The following is a 19,596-nucleotide window of genomic DNA, read 5'->3' as shown; positions in this document are numbered from 1 at the left end:
TCGGCATCTACCAAGAAGCGAGGACTACACCATGACCACTACCTACAAGCGTCTCGACAAAAACAACGCCGCCGTGCTGCTGGTCGACCACCAGGCCGGCCTGCTGTCCCTGGTGCGTGATATCGACCCGGACAAGTTCAAGAACAACGTGCTGGCCCTGGCCGACCTGGCCAAGTACTTCAAGTTGCCGACCGTCCTCACCACCAGCTTCGAGACCGGCCCCAACGGCCCGCTGGTGCCCGAGCTCAAGGCGCTGTTCCCGGACGCGCCGTACATCGCCCGGCCTGGGCAGATCAACGCCTGGGACAACGAAGACTTCGTCAAGGCGGTCAAGGCCACCGGCAAGAAGCAACTGATCATCGCCGGCGTGGTGACCGAGGTCTGCGTGGCGTTCCCGGCGCTGTCGGCCCTGGAAGAAGGCTTCGAGGTGTTCGTGGTGACCGATGCCTCCGGCACCTTCAATGAACTGACGCGCGATTCGGCATGGAACCGCATGTCCACCGCCGGCGCGCAGTTGATGACCTGGTTCGGCCTGGCCTGCGAGCTGCACCGCGACTGGCGCAACGACATCGAGGGCCTGGGCACCTTGTTCTCCAACCACATTCCGGACTACCGCAACCTGATCACCAGCTACACCACCCTGACCACCGGCAAATGACCTGCTGGTAGCTGTTGGCGAAGGCTGCGATCGGGGCGTAGCCCGTAAACCTGGCAACGCGATGAGCCTGGACTGCGCTGGCGTCGGGTTTGGCGACTGCTACGCAGTCGATCGCAGCCTCGCCAAGGCTCGGCAGCGGCTACACGGTGACCATACCTGTAGCCGCTGCCGAAGGCTGCGATCGCTTGCGCAGCAAGCGTGAGCCAGGGCATGCGGTCCGCCTGTCGAACCGCGTGCTCGGCCTTGACGACGGCTACGCCGCCGAACGCAGGCTGCGCCAGCGGCTACAGAGGTGAATGAAGGCGTTGCAGGCAGGGGCCTCCCATGAGGCCCCTGTTTTTGTTTTGCCGGCTATACCTGCAAGGTCGCTTCTGTGAGATTGTCGCGCCTCTGACTGTGCTGGAGTTGCTTGATGTCGATTCTGTTCGCCGACCACCCGCTGTTCGCCGCGCTGGTCCTGATCCTGCTGGACATGCTGCTGTGGCGCTTGATCGGTGCGCGGGGCGGTTACTGGAAGCTGCTGGTGCGGGTGCTGATCTTCACCCTGTACAGCGTACTGCTGTTCAACCAGGGCCTGAACCCGATGCAGGCGGCGCCCTGGCCGGAGGACGTGCCGCTGCACCTGGCCGCCACCGGGTTGCAGATCGGTTGGTGGCTGTTCGGCGCGCGGACCCTGACGGTGCTGCTCGGCACCCTGATGATGCAACGGGTCGGGCATACCGGGCGGCTGCTGCAGGACCTGATGGGCGCGGTGATTTTCCTGATCGCCATCATCGCCGCCATGGCCTATGTGCTGGAGCTGCCGGTCAAGGGCGTGCTGGCCACCTCGGGCGCGGTGGCGATCATTGTCGGCCTGGCGCTGCAAAGCACCCTCAGCGATGTGTTCTCCGGCATCGTGCTGAACACCACCAAGCCTTATCAGCTCGATGACTGGATCTCCATCGACGGCACCGAAGGCCGGGTGACCGACATCGACTGGCGCGCCACCCGGCTGCAGACCTCCCAGGGCAGCATGGCGGTGATCCCCAACTCCCTGGCGGCCAAGGCCAAGATCATCAACTTCAGCCGTCCCGCCGATATGCACGGGCTGTCCATCAGCCTCCAGGTCAGCCCCCATGCGCGGCCGCAAACGGTGATCGAGGCGCTGGAGCGGGCTATGCTCGGTTGCCGCTTCCTGCTCCCCAAGCCGGCCCCCAGCGTGGCCTTGAAAAGCTCGGGCAATGCCGGGGTGGAATATGAAATCAGCGGCTTCGTGGCCTCCATGGGCCAGAAGCGCGAAGTGCGCAACCAGTTGTTCGACCTGGCCTTCCGTCACCTGCAGGCGTCCGGCGTGAGCCTGCTGTCCACCGGTGAAAGCAGCGTGGCGGCCAACCTGTCGCGACCGCGGGCGCTGCTGGACAGCTCGAGCATCTTCTCCACCCTGCGCCAGGAGGAGAAGGAAACCTTCAGCCAGAACATGACCCTGCAAACCTTCCGCGCCGGCGAGACCATCCTGCCGGCGGGCGAGGTCAGCGATCACCTGCTGATCATCGAGTCGGGGGTGGTCTCGGTCAGCCTGATCCGCGATGGCAAGCCGTTCGAGGCCGGGCGCATGGGGCCGGGCGAAGTGATAGGCGAGGCGGGCATCGCCGATCAGGCGAACGCGGCGGACTTCTCGGCCAAGACCTTCTGCACCCTGTACCGCATCGAAAACGAGTACCTCAAGCCGTGCCTGGACGCGCGGCGCGATATCAACGAGGCGATGAAAAACCTCCTGGATTTCCGCCAGCACATCGCCCAGACCCTGACCCAGGAAACCCCGCGGCCAGTGCTGAAAAAAGGCTTCATGCAGTGGCTGCGCCGGCGCGCCTGACCCCCACCCGATCTTGTAGGAGCGCAGCTTGCTCGCGATGACGCCAGCCCAGGCACTACGGTGAATGGCCGCTGCGCGGATCGCGAGCAAGCTGCGCTCCTACAGAAGATCGTCGTTGGGCCGGGGGCGATTGGTCACCCGGTCTTCGGCGGAATTGGTCATTGGTCCGGGCCCGGCCCAAGCTTAATCTGGCTTCACATTCACTGTGACCTGGAGCCACCCCATGCAATCGCGTATCGACTTCTACACCGCTTCGCCGGACGCCCTCAAAGCCATGATCGCGCTGGAAACCGCGGTCTCGAAACTGCCCCTGGAAAAGTCGCTGATCGAGCTGGTGAAGTTGCGCGCCTCGCAGATCAACGGTTGTGCCTTCTGCGTCGACATGCACACCGCCGACGCGCGCAAGAGCGGGGAAACCGAGCGTCGCCTGTACGCGGTCTCGGTCTGGCGCGAAGCACCGTTCTTCACCGACCGCGAACGCGCCGCCCTGGCCTGGACCGAGTCGCTGACCCGGGTCAGCGAGACCCACGCCCCGGATGCCGACTACGAGCTGCTGAGCAGCCAGTTCAGCCCCAGCGAACAGGTCGACCTGAGCCTGGCCATCGCCACCATCAACAGCTGGAACCGCCTGGCCGTGGGCTTCCGCAAAATGCCCCAGGCCTGATGCCGAGGTTCAATGGCCGTCGGCTGGCGGCGCCGGCGGCGGGGTGACCTTGCGCATCAGGGGCACCATGGCCGTGGCGACGATAAAGCAGACCATGATCATCAGGAACGCATCGCCGTAGGTTTGCGTCTGCGCCTCGCGGTAGGTCAGTTGCCAGAGCTGGCGCAGGCTGGCGCTGATGCCTTCGTCACCGCTCTGGCCCAGCGCCGCGAAGTTGCCGCCGACCCGCGCCAGCCATTGGTTGAGCGCTTCGTTGCTGCTGTTGAGGTGTTCGGCCAGGCGGGTGAAGTGCAGGTTGGTGCGGTCGTTGAGAATGGTGGCACAGGCAGCGATGCCGATGGCGCCGCCGAGGTTGCGCATCAGGTTGAACAGCCCCGAGGCATGCTTGAGCCGCGCCGGCGCCAGCCCGCCCAGGGTCAGGGTCACCGCCGGCGGCACCGCCAGCTGCTGGGCGATGCCGCGCAAGGCTTGCGGCAGCAGCAGTTCCCTGGCCCCCCAGTCATGGGTGATGGGGCTGAAATCCCACATCGACAAGGCGAACAGTCCCAGGCCCGCCATCATGATCCAGCGCAGGTCGACGCGGTTGGCGAGGAACGCATACAGCGGGATCGCCAGCACCTGGAACACCCCGGTGGAAAACACCGCCATGCCGATATCCAGTGCGCTGTAGCCACGCACCCGACCGAGAAACAGCGGCGTCAGGTAGATGGTGGCGAACAGGCCGATGCCGGTGATGAAGGAGAAGAAACAGCCGAGGGCGAAATTGCGGTCCTTCAGGGCGCGCAGGTCGACGATCGGGTTGGCCACGTGCAGGGTGCGGCCGATAAAGGCCAGGCCGGCCAATCCAGAAACCCAGGCGGTGGCGAGGAGGGTGCTGTCGCTGAACCAGTTCCAGCGCGGGCCTTCTTCCAGGGTGTATTCCAGGCAGCCGAGAAACACCGCGAGCAACAGCATGCTCAGGTAGTCGGCGCCCTTGAGCAGCGCCAGTTCCGGCTGGTCGATCCGGACCAGCATAGGCACCGCCACGGCGACGAAAATTCCCGGCAGCAGGTTGATGTAGAACAGCCAGTGCCAGCTCGACACCTCGGTGATCCAGCCGCCGATCACCGGGCCCAGGGTCGGTGCCAGGGACGCCACCGCGCCGATGGTTGCCGCGGCGATCACCCGCTGCTTGCCGGTAAAGAAAAAGAACGCGGTGGTGAACACCAGGGGGATCATCGAGCCGCCGAGAAACCCCTGCAGGGCGCGGAACACGATCATGCTCTGGATGTTCCAGGCCACGCCGCACAGCAGGCTGGCCAGGGTGAAGCCGACCGCCGAGGCGCAGAACAGCCAGCGCGTGGAGAACACCCGGGACAACCAGCCCGACAGCGGGATGACGATGATTTCGGCGATCAGGTAACTGGTCTGCACCCAGGCGGTTTCATCGGTGCCGGCCGACAGCCCGCCGCCGATGTCGCGCAAAGAGGCCGAGACGATCTGGATATCCAGCAGGGCGATGAACATGCCCATGCACATAGTGGCGAAGGCGAAGACCTTGGTCGCCGTGGCCATGCTGGCCGGATTCACGGGCTGGGCCGGGGCGGCGAGGGCGCGGCTCATGGCGCGCTGGCCACGGCGGGTTCAGGCGCTGCCGGTTCGCTGCGGGTGTTGACCGCGGCCGTCACCGACAGGCCGGGGCGCAGTTGGCCGAGTACCGCGTCCTGTGGGTCGAGGATCACCCGCACCGGCACCCGCTGGACGATCTTGGTGAAGTTGCCGGTGGCGTTTTCCGGTGGCAGCACGCTGAACTGCGAGCCAGTGGCCGGCGCCAGGCTGTCGAGGTGGCCGTGGAATGTCCGGCCTGGCAGCACGTCGGCGCGGATCACCACGCGCTGGCCCGGGGTCATGTGTTGCAACTGGTCTTCCTTGAAGTTGGCGTCCACCCACAGGCCGCTGGCCGGCACCAGCGACAGCAGTTGCGCGCCGGCCTGGGTGTAGGCGCCATTGCGCGCCCGGCGGTTGCCGATCACCCCGTCCATGGGCGCGCGGATTTCCGTGTAGCCCAGGTTCAGTTGCGCCAGGTCGCGCTCGGCGCGGGCCTGGAGCAAGGCGGCCTTGGCTTGCAGTTTCTGGGTGGCGATCACTTGCAGTTGGCGCTGGGTCGCCAGCAGTTCGGCCTGGGCCCGGGTGTTGAGGGCCTGGGCGGTCTTGAAGCCGGCCTCGGCCCGCTGCGCGCTTTCCACCGACACCGCCGAGCTGCCCACCAGGCGTTTGTAGCGGGCATTGTCGTCGCGCGAGCGGGTCATTTCCGCGGCGGTGGCGTCGACCCCGGCGCGGGCCTGGCTGATCACCGCGTGCTGCAGCTGTTCGGTGGCATCCAGGTTGGCCAGCAGCGCTTCCTCGGCGGCCACCGCGCCTTCGGCCTTGGCCAGGCTGGCGCGGTAATCCCGCGAGTCGAGGCGGATCAGCAGGTCGCCGGCCTTGACCCGTTGGTTGTCGCTGACCAGCACCTGCTCGATGTAGCCGGACACCTTGGGTCCGATCACTGTCACGTCGCCGCCTATATAAGCGTCGTCGGTCTGTTCGATAAAACGCCCGCTGGTCCACCAGTGCAGGCCGTAGAACCCCAGTGCCGCCAGGGCCACCAGCGCCAGGGTGGCGAGTAGCAGGCGCTTGAGCAAAGGTGGCCTGACCGCGGCCGGGAGGGTGGCGACAGTGACAGGGTCGATGGCGGGCAGGCTGGTCATGGCAGGTACCTTGGGTGAAAATATTATGGTTGAAATATGATGTCTGTAATATTTTATTGCAACTCAATCGTTGTACCGATCGTCAGGTGCGACCTGGGGGGGGCGGATGACGCGGGCGTTTGGCGAGCCGGGGCAGGGCCCAAGCGGAAGCAGTTGGCGCAATCCGTGGCGAAGACTATTGTGGGCAGTCTGAATAACTGCCCGAAGAGAGCGATGCCATGAACACCAGTGATTTGCTTGAACAGTTGCTGCGCGCCGGCCAGGCCTCGATGACGCAGCAGGGTGGCGGGGCCTCGGCACCGCAGGGCGGCCTGGGAGGCCTGGGTGGCTTGCTGGGTGGCCTGTTGGGCGGTAACAGCGGCGGCGGTGCCCCGGCCGGTGGCCTGGGCGGGCTGGGTGGTCTGCTGGGCGGCCTGCTGGGTGGTTCCGGATTGGGCGGCGCGGCCTCCGGCGGCGTCCCTCAGGGCCGCTCCGGCGGCGGCATGAACTACGCGGCGCTGGCGTCCCTGGGGATGATGGCGTTCCAGGCTTACCAAGCCTGGCAACAACAGCAGCAATCGGCGGCCCCGCAACAGGCGTTGCGTACCGTCGACCAGTTGGCCGGCCCGGAAGTCGAGGAACACAGCCATGCGATCCTCCGTGCGCTGATCGCCGCGGCCAAGGCCGATGGCCGCATCGACGAGCAGGAAAAACAACTGATCAGCGCCGAGATCGGTCGTCACACCGATGACCCGCAATTGCAGCAATGGCTCGACGACGAAGTCGCACGTCCCCTGGACGCCGCCGATGTCGCCCAGTCGGCCGCGGGCGAACCGGGCATGGCGGCGGAAATGTACCTGGCCAGCGTGATGCTGGTGGACGACCAGCAGGACGCCGAGCGCAGTTACCTGGACGAGCTGGCGGCGGCGCTGCGGATCGACCCCGAGCTGCAACTGCACCTGGAGCAACAGGCCAAGGGCGGGGTGGCCTGACCCACAAGAGCCGGCCCCCGCAGGGGCCGGTTCATGGACCGTGCCGGGCGTTGCCATTCGACACCCGGCAATCGCGCATCCGTATCACTCCCTGTCCCTGAATCGTTTCGACAGTGCGGCCACCCAGGACCGAGGTGGATTGTCGCAGCGCGGATTTATTCGCTATCTCCTGGTGCGGGCAGGGTGATAATGCCGGCCTGTTCATCATGCGAGCGCACCGTCGCCATGTTCGAGATCCAGCCGCAGAACCCCGAGCTTTTTCGCCAGCAGACCCGTCGCAGCACTCTGTTTATCGCCCTGATCTTCCTGTCCCTGGCCATGCTGCTGTCCAGTGCCGCGGTGCTGCTGCTCGGCACGCCTGGCGGCGACAACTTCCACCTGAATGTCGCCGGCGTGCTGGCCGCTCTGGTGGTGAGCATGGTGCTGATGCGCGTGCGTTTCTGGTCGCAACCGTGGATGGCCGCTGCGGTCTACGGCTGGCAGCTCAAGCGCAGCCTGATGAGCGTGACCAACGTCATGCACCATGTCACTGCGGGCGTCGAGGCCGCAGACCCGACAGCGATGAAACTGCTGCGCTTCTACCACCTGGGCCTGACCCAGATGCACCAGCTGGACGCCAACTCCAGCGCGCTGAGCCAGGTGGTGCATGAGATCGACCGGCACAAGGAGCGGATGCAAGCCCTGGCCATGGACACCGAGCAGAACCGCCTGAATCCGGACTGGATCGAAGCGGTGAAGCGGATCCCGGTAAAAAAATGAGCGGCAAGGGGACCGCCTGGAAGGTTATCCCGGGCCGACTTTGCGCGCATTTCGACATGTATTCAGCGCATGCCATCCTAGGGCTGCATGCGCTGAATACATGGAAAAAAGGCAAAGAGTTATAACGTTAGATTTTATTTATATAAATGGACATAAGCATTAGCGCTATGCTGCCGCCAGTTTTTTACCTGGCCGCGGTTGATGCGTAGGGCTTATTGATGGATGTGGGCAATTTTGGTTTTGTAATCGCGGGCCTGTTGGTGGGGTTCATCGTGGGGATGACAGGGGTGGGGGGCGGTTCGCTGATGACCCCGATCCTGTTGTGGTTTGGGATCAACCCGGCGACCGCTGTGGGGACCGACCTGCTGTATGCCGCCATCACCAAGTCCGGTGGTGTGCTGGTCCATCAGAAAAACCGAAACATCGACTGGAAGATCACCGGCTGGCTGACCCTGGGCAGCGTGCCCGCGGTATTGGCCACCCTGTGGTTCCTCAAGAGCCTGGACACCGACCCGCAAGCGCTGAACAGCGTGATCAAGCAGGCCCTGGGATTTGTGCTGCTGCTTACCGCGCTGGCGATCCTGTTCAAGAAAAAGCTCCTGGCGTTTGCCCAGAAGCATGCCGGCGATCACTACCATCTGCAGGACTCCAGCCTTAACGGGCTGACGGTGGTCACCGGCGTGGTCCTCGGCACCATGGTCGCCCTGACCTCCATCGGCGCCGGTGCCCTGGGCACCGTGGCGCTGTTCATCCTGTACCCGTTCCTGGCCACCAAGCGCCTGGTCGGCACTGAAATCGCCCACGCCGTGCCCCTGACCCTGGTCGCCGGCCTGGGGCACGCGAGCATGGGCAACATGGACTGGCAACTGCTGGGCTTTCTGCTGATGGGCTCGCTACCGGGGATCTGGCTCGGCAGCCACATGACCGGCCGCGTCTCGGACGAACTGCTGCGGCCGTTCCTGGCGCTCATGCTGTTTTCCATCGGTTACAAGCTGGCGTTCTGAACCCGCGCTGGCGGGGCACCACCCACGAAATTGACGTTGAAGAGTCTCCCCGGCATCTAGCGCAAAGGATGCAGCGATCCCAGCGCAGAACCGTCCCGCAGGCCTTTATTGGTGATGTGCATCTCGGCGGCTTTGATGATCTGGCGAGCCTGGATCAGAAGGGCGACCTTGCCCGCATCGCGACTGTTCCAGCCGTCCTCGGCCAGCCGGCCTTTCACAATGGCAGTCTCGCGGGTGAAGGGTGGAAGCGGTTGACGGACTTCAGACATGGCGCTTGCTCCTGTTGGCGAAGGTGAGTGGGGCCGAGTTCAGGATTACCTGGCTCGGGCCACTGGCTGGCCAATGTTCGTGCGCAGCGCTCGCCACAGACTTGCCAGGCGGTTGGCCGACGTGCCGGCGCAAGGATGTTCAAGCGCCGCGGCCATCTGCGGCAGCAACAGGTTCGACTCCCACTCCATGGGCGCAGGATCCGGCGACGCGGACCTGCGCGAGTCGCTCCACAGCGGATGCCGATCCGTGTCCCAGCTGCGCACATCGGTTGTGTTCATGTCACGGCCTCCTCGTCAGAGATCAAGCACCAGGGGTAGCGGGTTGCCGTCGGCTTGCGCCGGCACGGCACAGCAGATGAGTACCTTGTCGCCCTCCGGCAACTGCGCCGGTGGATGGGGGTAATGCACGGCGCCGCTGACCAACCTGGCGGCACAGGTGCCACACGAGCCGCCACGGCAGCTGAACTCGGGCGTAAGACCGCGACTTTCGGCCAGCTCCAGCAGGCTGCCGCTCTCGGGTTTCCAGCGTGCCTCGGTGGCCGAAGCAGAGAAGTACACCGGCACGGGAGCCGTGGCCGCCGGAGGCTGCTCCAGGGTCGGCGGCTGCTCGGTCTGCGAGCGGCGCAGGGCCGAGGGACCGAAGGCCTCGGCGTGGATGCGTTGGTCGGGGATGTTGAGGCCGCGCAGGCCGTCGTACATGTCCTGGAGAAAGCCGCTGGGGCCGCACAGGTAGAAGTCATAGTCATCCAGCGGCAGCCGTGCCTTGACCTGGGCGAAACTCAGGCGACCGGCCAGCTGATAGTCGCGTTCGAGTTGCGCGTCGGCGCCGGGACTGCTCAGGGCGCGGTGGATGTGCAGCAGCCCGGCAGCCTGCCGTTGCAGCGCCGTCAGCTCCTCGCAAAAAGGCAGGTCGGCGAGGCTGCGGGCGCTGTGGAACAGATGAATAGGGCGCGCACGCCGATACTGCCGGTTCTGTGCCACCAACTCCCGGGCCATCGAGACCATCGGCGTGATGCCGACACCCGCACCGATCAATACCACCGGCCTGGCGATGTCATCGACCAGTGTGAAGCTGCCCAGCGGAGCGCGCACCTCCAGCAGGTCGCCCACCTGTACGTTTTCGTGAAGGTGGCGCGAGGCCTTGCCCTGCAGTTTTACGCTGATGCGGATGTACCCGTCGGACGGCGCGCTGGAGACGCTGTAGGTCCTGACCAGCGCTTGCGCCTCGCCGGTCACAATGCGCATCGGCAGGTGCTGGCCGGGGGCGAAAGGCACGGCAGCGCTGTCCAGTGGTTCGAGGAACAGCGAGCGGATGTCGCGGCTTTCCTGCTGGGCTCGCGCCACGCGCCATTGCTGCCATTGCCGGCGTTGCTCGTACTGGCGTACGCGCTCGTCGGTCTCCGCCCAGGTGCCGGTCGCCAGGCTGGTGGGGGCGTAGTCGTGGAACTGCCAGCGAATGCCCGCCGCCGCCGGACGCAGCACCACGTGCTCGACCTCGACCGCCCACAGCCGCTCCGCACCCTCGAAGGCCTTGATCAGGGGGCTGTCGAGCAGCAGCTCGGTGCGTCCGCTGAGTTGCAGCATGTCGCCGGTGGTGAAGTCGACGAAGAGCAGGCCGGCGATCGGGTTGCTCTGCAGGTTACCCAGGGTGTTGAAGAACAGGTTGCCGGCGTAGTCGGGAATGGTCAGGCGGTTGCCTTCGACCTTGACGAAGCCGGCACGGCCGCCGCGATGGGAGACGTCCACCGAGCGGCGGTAATCGTCATGCTCGACGTAGCTGGCCACGAAGAAGGTGTCGGCGGCGCGGATCAGGGCGCTGCTGCGCTCGTCCAGGCCGGCGAAGTCCAGGCGCGGCGCCTTGTCGATCGCCGGCTCGGTGATACGGGTGTAGGAACGTTCCTGGATGTACTTGGGGCAGTTTCCGTAGGAATGCTCGACCTCCACCGCGAAGCCCGCGGCCGAGGCCTGCTGGATCACGCCGTTGATGCGGTTGCGTCGGCGCGTATGCAGCTCGATGCCGAGCATGCCGATGGCGCTGCCGGTCTGCAGGCCGGCGGCAGCCGGGTCCTGCGGGTCGGGTTGGCTGGCGAGGAACAGGTGCTGCGGGTCGGCCGACGTGACGAAGCCTTCCGGCCCTTCGAGCAGGGTGGCCCAGGGGCGGCCGCCTGCATCCACCGCGCCGACCACCATGAACGGCAGCTGCTGATAGAACTCGCGGTGCTGATCGGGCATGTAGTCGCGGATGACCTTCTGCCCGATCACTTCCATGCGTTCGATGACATGCACGCTTTCCTGCAGTTGGCGTTCACCGGCATGCCAGGGCGATTTGCGGTGCTTGGGCAGATGGTCCATGACTGTGCTCCTTGAGAGGGCGGCCGAAGCCCGGCAGCCTGGTCGACACTCAGTTGGCTTGCAGGCCCGCGGCGGTACGTTGCATCGGCACGAAGCCAGGCAGGGCCTCGATGCGCTGCAGCCAGGCACGCATGTTCGGGTAGGCCTCCAGCGAGACGTTGCCCTCTGGGGCATGGGCGATGTAACTGTAATTGGCGACATCGGCGATGCTCGGCTCGTTGCCGGCGAGGAACGGGCTGGTCGCCAGCTCGGTCTCCATCACCTTGAGCAGGGTATGGGCCCGGGCGATGACTTCGTCGGCATTGAAGGCCGCACCGAACACCGTGATCAGCCGCGCGGCGGCCGGGCCGTAGGCGACCTGGCCAGCGGCTACCGACAACCAGCGCTGCACGCGCGCCTCGGTGAGCGGGTCGTTCAACTGCCAGTTGTCGCTGCCATATTTCTTCGCCAGGTAGACCAGGATCGCGTTGGAGTCGCTGAGCAGGGTGCCGTTGTCATCGATCACCGGCACCTGGCCGAAGGCGTTGATGGCCAGGTACTCGGCCTTTTTGTGCGCACCGTTGGCCAGGTCGACGAACACCAGCTCGGTGGGCAGGTTGAGCAGCGAGAGCATCAGCTCGACGCGGTGGGCGTGACCGGACAGCGGGTGGCGATAGAGTTTGATGGCGTTGGTCATGATCGTGGCTCCGTAACTGGGGGGGTGGCCAGCGCGGCATTCAGGGGGCTTGCGCTGTTGGAGCCATGCTGCGCCCATACAGGGGCAAGTAGAATCACCACGCCGGGCAATCCATAATTCCATCTTCTGAAAGAGTGGCGGGCGCGTCCTGATTGGTCGCACTGCATGCAGGCGGTTGCTCGACACCAATGCAAACGCATGGTCGGTAGGGATGCAATCAGGTGGTCAAGTCGGTGCAATTACGCATCTATCTGTATGGGAGATATACCCGCATGGATGAGATGCCTGGCTCGTTGGCCTGGAGCCTGGGGCAGGCGAGTGACCGACCCTCACACCCCGCTCAGCGTTGCGCCAACCAGTAATCGTGCAGCCCACGCGCTGCCTGTTCGACGCTGGCTACCGTCTGGCGATGCCGAAGCAGATCGAGGTCGGCCGGCAGTTCGAAGTTGTCCTGTTCGGCGCAGGTGACGATGGCTTGCAGTTGGGCGGCCTGGGTGGCGGGCAGTTCGGGCCAGTTGCTTACGGCCATGGCGCGCAGGTAGCCGAAACACCATTCTTCCGCCAGCATCAGCGGCTGGTCCTGATGCTCGGTCTGTTCGAAGCGTGGCTGAAAGTTCGCCGAGTCGCTCGCCAGCGTGGTGGCGAGGGCGTTCAGGTGGCGCACGCTCAGTTCGATGAAGCGCTTGCACTCCTCGGGATCCTGCCAGTCCGGGTTCTGCCCGCCCCAGATAGCCGGGAACCATTCGGCGATGTCCACCTGGGTCGGGCCGGACACCAGGGCGGTACAGAAACCGTCGAGCTCGGCCAGGTTGAGCACGGAATGGTCGTCACCGTACTTGAGCAGGGTGTCTTCGATGAATTCGAACTCGGCGGCGCTGAGCGGCGGGTTGTGCATGGACGGCTTCCTTGGAAAAACGTGCGCCCCAGGGGCGCACGGAAAAAAGACGCGGAGGATGGCGCGTTCCGCGGCTTTTATCCAGCGCCGATCATCGTCGCGCAATGGGTTGTTATGGCCGCGACGGACCCGTTAACCGACCCGGTCGCTGTTTGCCTCAGGGTTGCGCGTCATCCAGTGCCTTGAGCAGGGCATGGGCGACCTTCACCCGTTCGGCGTTGGGGTAGTTCTTGTTCGCCAGCAGCACCAGGCCGATGTCCTTGCCGGGTACGAACAGCACATAGCTGCCGAAGCCGTTGGTGGAACCGGTCTTGTTCAGCAGGGTATTGGCCCGCGGCGCCTGGGGCGGGGTCAGCCAGCGGGTCGGGTGCGGTTCGAAGGCCATCTGCGACGAGTTGCCAGCCAGCAGGGCGTCGAGGCTGAGCGGGTAGGGGTAGAGCTCCCAGCCCAGGCCCTGGGTCATGCCCTCGACCTGGTAGTAGCCGGTGTGGGTGATGGCGATTGCCTGCGGCCAGGGTTGCGGCAGCGACTCGGGCTTGAGGTTGGCCTGGACGAAGCGCAGCAGGTCGGCGGCGCTGGTCTTTACCCCGTAGGCTTCGGCAGCCAGGGCGCCGGGACCGAGTCGTACCGGCTTGCCGTCCTTGCCATAGCCCTGGGCGTAATTGCCCATCTGCGACTTCGGCACCTGGAGATAGCTGTGCTGCAGGCCCAGTTGCGGGAACAGCTTCTGCTCCATCAATTGCTCGAAGGGCTGCCCCAGGCTTTGCGCGGCCAGGTAGCCGAACAGGCCGATACTCGGGTTCGAATACAGGCGCTGGGCGCCGGGGGCAAAGGCCGGCTTCCAGTCCTGGTAGTAGCCGAGCATCTTGTCCTGGCTGTCCCACTGCGCCGGGAACTGCAACGGCAGGCCGCCGGCGCTGTAGGTCCCCAGTTGCAACAGGCTGATGTGCTCGAAAGCGCTGCCGTTCAATGCCGGCAGGTAGCGGCTGGCCGGGTCGCTCAGGGACAGTTTGCCGCTGGCCTGGGCATAGGCCCCCAGGGTCGCGGTGAAGAGTTTGCTCACCGAACCGACCTCGAACAGCGTGTCGGCGTCGACGGCTTTTTGCCCCTCTTTGGAGGCCAGGCCGTAGTTAAAGTAATGGGCCTGGCCCTTGAGGGTGATGGCCACCGCCATGCCGGCGATGTCCTGTTGTTGCATCAACGGGCGGATCGCCGCGTCGACCAGCGGCTTGAGCGTGCTGTCCGGCTGGCCGGCGGCCAGGCAGGCACTGGTGCCGGACAGCAGCAGGGAAACGGCGAAAATTCCAGATAGGGCTAGGTTTTTGTTGTGCATGATGGGCTGACATTCCATGATTTTGCAGGGTGATGGCCGCTACACTCCGAGCGGCTTTTGCCAGCGCCTGCACCTGCTGCCAGGGGGCAGGGCGCTGCGAGCCGGCTCAATGTAGGCGGCCGGCGAAGGATCGACAAACGACGATATTTCGCAGGAGCCATTAGAAAAACTAGGGAGTGGTCATGATCCGACCCCATTTGCCGCTGAATGCCCTGCGGGCCTTCGAGGCCTCGGCGCGGCATTTGAGTTTTACCCGCGCGGCTATCGAGCTGTGCGTGACCCAGGCGGCGGTCAGTCATCAGGTGAAAAGCCTCGAGGCCCAGCTCAACGTCACCCTGTTCAAGCGCCTGCCCCGCGGGCTGATGCTGACCAGCGAGGGCGAAACCCTGCTGCCGGTGCTGTGCGAGTGCTTCGACCGCATCGCCGAGACCCTCGGCCGCTTCCAAGGCGGGCACTACCGCGAAATGCTCAGCGTCGGCGCGGTCGGTACCTTTGCCGTCGGTTGGTTGCTGCCGCGCCTGGAGGACTTCCAGGCCCGCCACCCGTTTATCGACCTGCGCTTGTCGACCCACAACAACCGGGTCGATGTCGCCGCCGAAGGCCTGGACTATGCCATCCGTTTCGGCAGCGGCGCCTGGCACGGCACCGATGCCGTCCAGCTACTGCAGGCACCGCTGTCAGTGCTCTGCGTGCCGGAGCTGGCGCGACAGTTGCGCAGCCCCGCCGACCTGCTCGGCCAGACCCTGCTGCGCTCCTACCGCACCGACGAATGGCCGGAATGGTTCAGCGCCGCCGGCCTGCCGGCCAGCACCCTGCCTGCGCGCAGCATCGTCTTCGACTCGTCCCTGGGCATGATGGAAGCCGCGCAGCAGGGCATAGGCGTGGCCCTGGCGCCGCCGCTGATGTTCGCCCGGCAGTTGCACGCCGGCAGCATCGTCCAGCCGTTCGCGGTGGGCATCACCACCGGCAGTTATTGGCTGACCCGCTTGCAATCACGGGCGCAGAGCCCGGCGATGCTGGCGTTCAAGGAGTGGCTGTTGGGGAGCGTACAAGAAGGCTGAATGGCTTTAATAAACATAAAGTTGAATATTCAACTGTGTGTTGATATTTTCGCTCGATTCTTTTTGCGCGAAACCGCCATGAACCGCCCCGACAGCCGTTTATCCCCCGAGAGTGCCGCCGAGCGCCAGCTGGTGTTCAAGGTGCTGCACAGCACCCTGAACATGCTCGGCAATGTGGTTGGCCGGCACACCGAAATCGTCCTGCATGACCTGAGCCGGCCCGAATCCTCCATCGTCGCCATCGCCAATGGCCATGTCACCGGTCGCCGGGTCGGAAGCCCGGTGCTGGCCGGGCCGCGCGAGGACCTGGGCTTCATCGCCGTGCGCCGGGCCATGGAGGATCGCTCCGGCAGCGAGCCGGTGCTGGTGGAGAACTACCCGACCACCGCCCCCGACGGTCGCCCGTTGCGCAGCTCGACGGTGGTGTATCGCGACAGCAGCGGCCAGCCCTTCGCCACCCTGTGCACCAACGCCGACCTCAGCGGCATCGCCGCCGCCCATGCCTGCCTCGGCGAGTTGCTGGGCCTGGGCGCGGCCCCCGAACCGCGCCACGACGAGCCCCAGGACATGGAGCAGTTGATGGCGCAGGTCATTCAGCAAGCCTGCCCCGGCGGCCGGGCGTTGATGAAGAAAGCCCAGAAGCTCGAAGCCGTGCGCCAGATGCAGGACCGCGGGCTGTTCATCGTCAAGGGCGGTATCGAGAAGGCCGCCGCGGCCCTGGGCGTCACCCGCTACACCATCTACAACTACCTGGACCAGATCCGGGTTACCGACCACGCCAATCGACCCGAGTGAACCCAGGAATGAAGCCGATGCAGCTCGATATCTTTCAGGTGGACGCCTTTTCCTCCACGCCTTTCGGCGGCAACCCGGCGGCGGTCTGCCCGCTGGACGCGTGGTTGCCCGATGCCACGCTGCAACGGATCGCCGAAGAGAACAACCTGTCGGAAACCGCCTACTTCGTGCGCAATGGCGAGCTGTTCGAATTGCGCTGGTTCACCCCGACCGTGGAAGTCGATCTCTGCGGCCACGCCACCCTGGCGGCGGCCTGGGTGCTGTTCGAACAGTTGAACGAGCCCAGCGAACGGCTGCGCTTCAGCACCCGCAGCGGCGAGTTGCGCGTGCGCCGTGACGGCGAGCGGCTGTCCATGGACTTCCCGGCCAGGCAGCCGGCGGCCGTGGAGATTCCACCGAGCCTGCTGCACGCCCTCGGCCTGCCTCGCGCACAAGCCCTGTACCGCACCGACGACTACTTGCTGGTGGTCGAGGACGAAGCGATCGTCGCCGGCCTCAAGCCCGACTTCGCCGCCCTGGCCAGGTTCGATGTGCGCGGCATCGCCGTCACTGCGCCGGGCCAGCAGTTCGATTTCGTCTCCCGCTGGTTCGGCCCGAACGTCGGGGTCAACGAAGACCCGGTCACCGGCTCGGCCCACACCTCCCTGGCCCCGTACTGGGCCCAACGCCTGGGCAAAACCCGCTTGAGCGCGGAGCAGGGCGGGGCGCGCAAGGGCCAGCTGTGGTGCGAGGTGCTGGATAACGGACGGGTGCTGATCAGCGGCCAGGGCGCGTTGTATCTCAAGGGCACGATCTTTATCTGAGGTTATCGACAGCGCAGGCATGCTCCAGCGCCTGAGGGTCGATCTGGAGCATCGCCGTACAGGTGCAAGGCAGATCGCCGACATTTTGTCGAGCGAGCGTCATGACCGTTGTCGACCCACGCAAACATCGACGAGTAATCACCATCGGCTGGAAGCCGACGGTGGGGCTCAGTGCCGGCATGGATAACGTTACCTATACTGCTTCCGGACCTGGAAGCCGCAGGGTTTATCGTCACCCTTTTCATGCTTCCCTCCGGGCCATGTCACCCCATAACAGTCACGTAAGGAAGGCGTTCGTACCATGACCGAAGAGGCAAAAATAAAAGGGCCAGCGTCGTACTTTCCCTCAATTGAAAAAAAGTATGGGCACCCGATCACTCACTGGCTAAACCTTCTCGAAACAGTCAGCGGCAAGAAGCATATGGAGATGGTGGCCTTGCTCAAAACGGAGCACGGCATGGGCCATGGTCACGCTAACGCTTTAGTTGCGTACTATTTGGCTCCGGCTAAAAGCGACTGACGATACGGATTCGGCGCAGCACGCTCGCCCCTCGATTTACCCTCCGGCGTTCGCTGTTGCAGGATGCTCGCCGAGGGGGAGAAAGCGAATGTCGGTCGTCGCCCGGGCACTGCCGGGCAAGCCCTCCAGGGACCTGTCAATCTGCCGAGCGCCGCAAAAGCGGACCACGGCAGCCTGCGCCCCGATGGCCTGGCGGGGGATTGGCGCTGGCCAGGCCCAATCCCGCCGCCTGCTGTTTACCCGCTGATTATTTGCCGGCCACCAACTTACCTGCCACCAATGCCGGAGTCCGCGGCGGGATCAGGCGTTTGCTGCCGGTGGACTCGTAGGCCGCCGCCAGGCGCAGCAGGTTCGAGTCGTCGTAGGCGCGGCCGGCGAAGGTCAGGCCAACGGGCATGCCGATGTCCGGCATGACGCCCATCGGCACAGTGACCGTGGGCACGCCCAGGTGGCGGATGGCAAGGTTGCCGTTGGCCACCCAGACGCCGTTGCTCCAGGCGATATCCGCGGACGCCGGGTCGACATCGGCATTGGCCGGGCCGACGTCGGCCACGGTCGGGAAGATCACCGCATCGAGGCCCAGCGTGTCCATCCAGTCCTCGAGGTCGATCTTGCGGGTTCGCTCCAGGCCGCGCAGGCCGTCGGGCACGGTGGGGATCCGATCCCAGGGGGTGATGCCGCGCTCGGCCATCTTCACGTACTCGTCCATGCCGGCGGCGAGGTCGCCTTCGCGGTTGGGCAGGGTGCCGGGGTCGTGAGGGAAAATCAGCGGGCCATCGACGTCCACCAGTCGATTGAGTTTCGGGTCGCCGTTGGCCCGCAGGAAGTCATCGAAGGCCCAGGCGGTCAGGTCCCACAATTCATGGTGCAGGAACTCCTTGGACACCAGGCCACGGTTGAACACCGTCGGCGCGCCGGGGCGATCGCCCTCGCAATTGGACACCAGGGGGAAATCCACTTCGAGCACTTCGGCGCCCGCGGCTTCGAGCGCCTGGCGCGCCTGCTGCCAGAGGTCGATCACCGAAGGGCGGGTGTGGATGCGTTGTCCGGTCGGGCCACCGATCCCCGGCGCCTCGCTGGTGCCCGCCTCGGGGTCGGCATTGATGTACATGCGCGGTACGCCGAAGCGCTTGCCGGCCAGGGCGCTGCCGGTGGCGGCCAGTTCCCGATAGGACGCCGGGCGCACCGAGGCCACGCTGGGGATCGGCACCCAGGGTTGCAGGCGCCACAGATCGCCACGGGTGTCCGGGTCTTCGGCGACCACCACGTCGAGCACTTCGAGCAGGTCGGCCATGGTCCGGGCATAGGGCACTACCACGTCCATGGTCGGGGTCAGCGGCCAGTTGCCGCGCACCGAGATCACCCCGCGCGAAGGGGTGTAGGCACACAAGCCATTGTTCGAGGCCGGGCCGCGGCCGCTCGACCAGGTTTCTTCCGCCAGGCCGAAGGCGGCGAAGCTGGCGGCGGTGGCGGTACCCGCGCCGTTCGACGAGCCCGAAGCGAAGGGGGCGGTGAGGTAGTCGGCGTTGTACGGGCTTTCCGCGCGGCCATAGACCCCGCGTTGCATGCCGCCGTTGGCCATCGGCGGCATATTGGTCTTGCCCAGGCAGATCGCCCCGGCGGCGCGCAGCCGTTCGATGGTGAAGGCATCGCGATAGGCGATCAGGTTGGCGAAGGCAGGGCTGCCGGAGGCCGCGGTGAGGCCCTTGACCAGGTAGCTGTCCTTGGCCGTGTAGGGAATGCCATCGAGCGGACCCAGGGTTTCGCCCCTGGCCCGGCGGGCATCGGAGGCCTGGGCTTCCTTGAGGGCGTCGGGGTTGCGCACCACCACCGCGTTGAGGGCGGTGGGGGTGTCGGGGCCGTCGTAGGCATCGATCCTGGCCAGATAGGCCTGGACCAGTTCGACCGCGGTGGTCTGGCCAGATTCGAGCGCGGCGCGCAGTTGGGCAATGGAAACCTCGGTGACTTCGATCATGCGGTTACCGCCGGCGGCTGATGGGTGATGTGGTGAAGGTTGCCATCACACTGGCGCTGGGGTCTGGGCGGCTTGGGCACATCGCTTATCTCACAATGGGTTTTCATATCGGTTCTCGTTGCGCGGCACGACGCGACTGGGGCTGGGCTACAATCTGAGCGGGGTATTTTGCACCAAGTTGCCGGCGGGGGAATCGCTGAACGCTTCGCCGTCGTTGTTGGCTACTGATCGGCAGCTGGCGCCCGTTGTACAACGGTTGCCTGGTATCGAGCGTTTTTAC

General features: G+C 65.3%; 18 protein-coding genes and 2 pseudogenes. 11 read left to right on the top strand and 9 right to left on the bottom strand.

Translation table 11 applies throughout. The features are described 5' to 3' along the window. Positions 1 to 31 precede the first annotated feature (31 nt). The 3 genes from ycaC to IF690_RS19890 all read left to right on the top strand — a co-directional run bounded on the left by ycaC (position 32) and on the right by IF690_RS19890 (position 3,174). On the top strand, positions 32 to 658 hold the full coding sequence (gene ycaC, locus IF690_RS19900) for an isochorismate family cysteine hydrolase YcaC (protein WP_202697057.1): 627 nt from the start codon (positions 32 to 34) through the stop codon (positions 656 to 658). Positions 659 to 1,070: 412 nt separating this feature from the next. Continuing rightward, positions 1,071 to 2,510 carry a mechanosensitive ion channel family protein gene (locus IF690_RS19895; protein WP_096374947.1) on the top strand — a complete coding sequence of 480 codons (1,440 nt, stop codon included), beginning with the start codon at positions 1,071 to 1,073 and terminating at the stop codon, positions 2,508 to 2,510. 223 nt (positions 2,511 to 2,733) lie between these two features. Continuing rightward, positions 2,734 to 3,174 (top strand): carboxymuconolactone decarboxylase family protein, encoded by a 441-nt coding sequence (locus IF690_RS19890; RefSeq protein ID WP_202697056.1) that lies wholly within the window; start codon positions 2,734 to 2,736, stop codon positions 3,172 to 3,174. Between the two features lie 9 nt (positions 3,175 to 3,183). On the opposite strand, the gene IF690_RS19885 is transcribed toward IF690_RS19890, so the two are convergent. After that, a complete protein-coding gene (locus tag IF690_RS19885; protein WP_202697055.1) occupies positions 3,184 to 4,776 on the bottom strand; it encodes a DHA2 family efflux MFS transporter permease subunit in 1,593 nt (530 codons plus the stop codon). Next, the gene (locus IF690_RS19880; protein ID WP_202697054.1) at positions 4,773 to 5,903 is read right to left on the bottom strand and encodes an HlyD family secretion protein; all 1,131 of its coding nucleotides are present in this window, start codon (positions 5,901 to 5,903) and stop codon (positions 4,773 to 4,775) included. Before IF690_RS19880 ends, IF690_RS19885 begins: the two co-directional genes overlap by 4 nt. A 218-nt stretch (positions 5,904 to 6,121) precedes the next feature. On the opposite strand from IF690_RS19880, the gene IF690_RS19875 reads away from it, so the two are divergent. The 4 genes and pseudogenes from IF690_RS19875 to IF690_RS29185 form a co-directional block, all read left to right on the top strand. Further along, positions 6,122 to 6,874 carry a DUF533 domain-containing protein gene (locus IF690_RS19875; protein WP_202697053.1) on the top strand — a complete coding sequence of 251 codons (753 nt, stop codon included), beginning with the start codon at positions 6,122 to 6,124 and terminating at the stop codon, positions 6,872 to 6,874. A gap of 225 nt (positions 6,875 to 7,099) precedes the next feature. Further along, positions 7,100 to 7,633 (top strand): DUF3087 family protein, encoded by a 534-nt coding sequence (locus tag IF690_RS19870; RefSeq protein WP_202697052.1) that lies wholly within the window; start codon positions 7,100 to 7,102, stop codon positions 7,631 to 7,633. Positions 7,634 to 7,851: 218 nt separating this feature from the next. After that, positions 7,852 to 8,637 carry a sulfite exporter TauE/SafE family protein gene (locus tag IF690_RS19865; protein ID WP_038577522.1) on the top strand — a complete coding sequence of 262 codons (786 nt, stop codon included), beginning with the start codon at positions 7,852 to 7,854 and terminating at the stop codon, positions 8,635 to 8,637. After that, positions 8,634 to 8,807, top strand: a pseudogene (locus IF690_RS29185) (glutaredoxin domain-containing protein); the annotation flags it as partial. The gene IF690_RS19865 and the pseudogene IF690_RS29185, both read left to right, overlap by 4 nt. Here IF690_RS29185 and IF690_RS19860 read toward each other — a convergent pair. The 6 genes and pseudogenes from IF690_RS19860 to ampC form a co-directional block, all read right to left on the bottom strand. Beyond that, positions 8,796 to 8,906 (bottom strand): annotated as a pseudogene (locus tag IF690_RS19860) (DUF1348 family protein); the annotation flags it as partial. The pseudogenes IF690_RS29185 and IF690_RS19860 sit on opposite strands and share 12 nt — an antisense overlap. A 45-nt stretch (positions 8,907 to 8,951) precedes the next feature. Beyond that, the gene (locus tag IF690_RS19855; RefSeq protein ID WP_202697051.1) at positions 8,952 to 9,185 is read right to left on the bottom strand and encodes a hypothetical protein; all 234 of its coding nucleotides are present in this window, start codon (positions 9,183 to 9,185) and stop codon (positions 8,952 to 8,954) included. A 15-nt stretch (positions 9,186 to 9,200) separates the two neighbouring features. Next, on the bottom strand, positions 9,201 to 11,258 hold the full coding sequence (locus IF690_RS19850; RefSeq protein WP_202697050.1) for a pyridoxamine 5'-phosphate oxidase family protein: 2,058 nt from the start codon (positions 11,256 to 11,258) through the stop codon (positions 9,201 to 9,203). A gap of 49 nt (positions 11,259 to 11,307) precedes the next feature. After that, positions 11,308 to 11,934: a glutathione S-transferase family protein gene (locus IF690_RS19845; protein WP_202697049.1), complete on the bottom strand. Its 627-nt coding sequence runs from the start codon at positions 11,932 to 11,934 to the stop codon at positions 11,308 to 11,310. Between the two features lie 340 nt (positions 11,935 to 12,274). Beyond that, positions 12,275 to 12,829 (bottom strand): UPF0149 family protein, encoded by a 555-nt coding sequence (locus IF690_RS19840; RefSeq protein WP_202697048.1) that lies wholly within the window; start codon positions 12,827 to 12,829, stop codon positions 12,275 to 12,277. 157 nt (positions 12,830 to 12,986) lie between these two features. Further along, positions 12,987 to 14,162 carry a class C beta-lactamase gene (ampC, locus tag IF690_RS19835; RefSeq protein WP_202697047.1) on the bottom strand — a complete coding sequence of 392 codons (1,176 nt, stop codon included), beginning with the start codon at positions 14,160 to 14,162 and terminating at the stop codon, positions 12,987 to 12,989. Between the two features lie 182 nt (positions 14,163 to 14,344). Here ampC and IF690_RS19830 point away from each other — a divergent pair, with 182 nt between their 5' ends. The 4 genes from IF690_RS19830 to IF690_RS19815 all read left to right on the top strand — a co-directional run bounded on the left by IF690_RS19830 (position 14,345) and on the right by IF690_RS19815 (position 17,341). Further along, on the top strand, positions 14,345 to 15,223 hold the full coding sequence (locus IF690_RS19830; protein WP_202697046.1) for a LysR family transcriptional regulator: 879 nt from the start codon (positions 14,345 to 14,347) through the stop codon (positions 15,221 to 15,223). Positions 15,224 to 15,301: 78 nt separating this feature from the next. Continuing rightward, positions 15,302 to 16,018, top strand: a complete 717-nt coding sequence (locus IF690_RS19825) for a helix-turn-helix transcriptional regulator (protein ID WP_202697045.1) — start codon at positions 15,302 to 15,304, stop codon at positions 16,016 to 16,018. A 17-nt stretch (positions 16,019 to 16,035) separates the two neighbouring features. After that, complete coding sequence (locus tag IF690_RS19820) at positions 16,036 to 16,821, top strand: PhzF family phenazine biosynthesis protein (protein ID WP_202697044.1); 786 nt, start codon at positions 16,036 to 16,038, stop codon at positions 16,819 to 16,821. A 301-nt stretch (positions 16,822 to 17,122) separates the two neighbouring features. Next, complete coding sequence (locus IF690_RS19815; RefSeq protein WP_202697043.1) at positions 17,123 to 17,341, top strand: DUF4287 domain-containing protein; 219 nt, start codon at positions 17,123 to 17,125, stop codon at positions 17,339 to 17,341. A gap of 247 nt (positions 17,342 to 17,588) precedes the next feature. On the opposite strand, the gene IF690_RS19810 is transcribed toward IF690_RS19815, so the two are convergent. Then, on the bottom strand, positions 17,589 to 19,316 hold the full coding sequence (locus IF690_RS19810) for an amidase (RefSeq protein ID WP_202697042.1): 1,728 nt from the start codon (positions 19,314 to 19,316) through the stop codon (positions 17,589 to 17,591). Positions 19,317 to 19,596: the final 280 nt, after the last annotated feature.

The sequence above is a fragment of the Pseudomonas sp. SK3(2021) genome (assembly GCF_016772375.1).
GTDB lineage: Bacteria > Pseudomonadota > Gammaproteobacteria > Pseudomonadales > Pseudomonadaceae > Aquipseudomonas > Aquipseudomonas chlororaphis_I.
The sequence above is the reverse complement of the archived record's forward strand: the minus strand, read 5'-3'. Positions and strand labels throughout refer to the sequence as shown.

What these genes read in the sequence shown, in the direction of transcription:
- IF690_RS19845 (WP_202697049.1), bottom strand. Translation starts at nt 11,934, where the DNA reads ATGACCAACGCCATCAAACTCTATCGCCACCCGCTGTCCGGTCACGCC.
- IF690_RS19885 (WP_202697055.1), bottom strand. Translation starts at nt 4,776, where the DNA reads ATGAGCCGCGCCCTCGCCGCCCCGGCCCAGCCCGTGAATCCGGCCAGC.
- IF690_RS19880 (WP_202697054.1), bottom strand. Translation starts at nt 5,903, where the DNA reads ATGACCAGCCTGCCCGCCATCGACCCTGTCACTGTCGCCACCCTCCCG.
- ycaC (WP_202697057.1), top strand. Translation starts at nt 32, where the DNA reads ATGACCACTACCTACAAGCGTCTCGACAAAAACAACGCCGCCGTGCTG.
- IF690_RS19875 (WP_202697053.1), top strand. Translation starts at nt 6,122, where the DNA reads ATGAACACCAGTGATTTGCTTGAACAGTTGCTGCGCGCCGGCCAGGCC.
- IF690_RS19895 (WP_096374947.1), top strand. Translation starts at nt 1,071, where the DNA reads ATGTCGATTCTGTTCGCCGACCACCCGCTGTTCGCCGCGCTGGTCCTG.
- IF690_RS19815 (WP_202697043.1), top strand. Translation starts at nt 17,123, where the DNA reads ATGACCGAAGAGGCAAAAATAAAAGGGCCAGCGTCGTACTTTCCCTCA.
- IF690_RS19865 (WP_038577522.1), top strand. Translation starts at nt 7,852, where the DNA reads ATGGATGTGGGCAATTTTGGTTTTGTAATCGCGGGCCTGTTGGTGGGG.
- IF690_RS19840 (WP_202697048.1), bottom strand. Translation starts at nt 12,829, where the DNA reads ATGCACAACCCGCCGCTCAGCGCCGCCGAGTTCGAATTCATCGAAGAC.
- IF690_RS19870 (WP_202697052.1), top strand. Translation starts at nt 7,100, where the DNA reads ATGTTCGAGATCCAGCCGCAGAACCCCGAGCTTTTTCGCCAGCAGACC.
- IF690_RS19810 (WP_202697042.1), bottom strand. Translation starts at nt 19,316, where the DNA reads ATGATCGAAGTCACCGAGGTTTCCATTGCCCAACTGCGCGCCGCGCTC.
- IF690_RS19855 (WP_202697051.1), bottom strand. Translation starts at nt 9,185, where the DNA reads ATGAACACAACCGATGTGCGCAGCTGGGACACGGATCGGCATCCGCTG.
- IF690_RS19850 (WP_202697050.1), bottom strand. Translation starts at nt 11,258, where the DNA reads ATGGACCATCTGCCCAAGCACCGCAAATCGCCCTGGCATGCCGGTGAA.
- IF690_RS19825 (WP_202697045.1), top strand. Translation starts at nt 15,302, where the DNA reads ATGAACCGCCCCGACAGCCGTTTATCCCCCGAGAGTGCCGCCGAGCGC.
- IF690_RS19890 (WP_202697056.1), top strand. Translation starts at nt 2,734, where the DNA reads ATGCAATCGCGTATCGACTTCTACACCGCTTCGCCGGACGCCCTCAAA.
- IF690_RS19820 (WP_202697044.1), top strand. Translation starts at nt 16,036, where the DNA reads ATGCAGCTCGATATCTTTCAGGTGGACGCCTTTTCCTCCACGCCTTTC.
- ampC (WP_202697047.1), bottom strand. Translation starts at nt 14,162, where the DNA reads ATGCACAACAAAAACCTAGCCCTATCTGGAATTTTCGCCGTTTCCCTG.
- IF690_RS19830 (WP_202697046.1), top strand. Translation starts at nt 14,345, where the DNA reads ATGATCCGACCCCATTTGCCGCTGAATGCCCTGCGGGCCTTCGAGGCC.